This is a genomic window from Aerococcus sp. L_32, assembly GCF_050689315.1.
Genome location: NZ_JBOEQF010000826.1, coordinates 1 through 819, shown reverse-complemented (window position 1 = coordinate 819; position 819 = coordinate 1). Strand labels below are relative to the sequence as shown.

Annotated in this window: 1 protein-coding gene; it reads right to left on the bottom strand. The window is 38.3% G+C overall.

Features of this window, described 5'->3' with window-relative positions; all coding sequences use genetic code 11:
- Positions 1 to 696: ABC transporter transmembrane domain-containing protein (locus ACRCJ0_RS16725; protein WP_431391284.1), on the bottom strand; the 696-nt coding region annotated here is incomplete at its 3' end.
- Between the last annotated feature and the right edge of the window lie 123 nt (positions 697 to 819).

The window sequence follows — 819 nt, the reverse complement described above, 5'->3', positions numbered from 1 at the left end:
CTCGATATAGGCATTCATATTCCCCTGCACCCTTTGTTGGGCGGCGAATAGTCTTTGCGATACTGGTGTAATAGACAGCATAACAATTGTAGATAACAAAATAGTTCCTGCTGCAATTAAGGTCATTTTTGAACTGATTAAGGTCATCATCACGATAGTTAGGACAAATTGCGTACTAGACATTAAGACCTGTTGCAAGGTTTGTTGTAGTGACATAGCAATCGCTTCAACATCATTGATGGCACGTGACATAATCTCACCATTTGGCGTTGAATCTAAGAATGAAATCGGCAGACGGTTTAATTTCGCCCGCATATCATTTCTTAAGTCTTCAATTACGCGTTGGGCAGTACGGCTTAATAAAGCTCCTTGTAAGAAGTTAAATAAGGCACTAATCAAGTAGAAAGTGACTACTTTAGTTAAGATTTTTACTAACCCAGCATAATCAATGACGTACATTTGCTGTCCATCCACGTTTTGCAAGCCATTACTTACCCCATCTGTAATCAGAGTAGTTGCTTGACCTAAAATACGTGGTGACACAATTTGAAATGTGGTCGCTAGTATAATCAGGACAATAATCAATAAGAATGTCCATTTCCGACTAGCCATATATTTGATGAAGCGACCTAGGGTTGACCAAAAGTTTTTTGGTTTATAACGGCGGCCTTCTAGTTTTTTTCTTTTATTCGCCATTAGTTCGCCCCCTTAATTTGTGATTCGACAATTTCTCTGTAAATGTCATTTGCCATTAATTCATCATGGCTACCAATACCAGAAATTTCACCCTTATCAAGGACTATAATCGTATCTGCATCT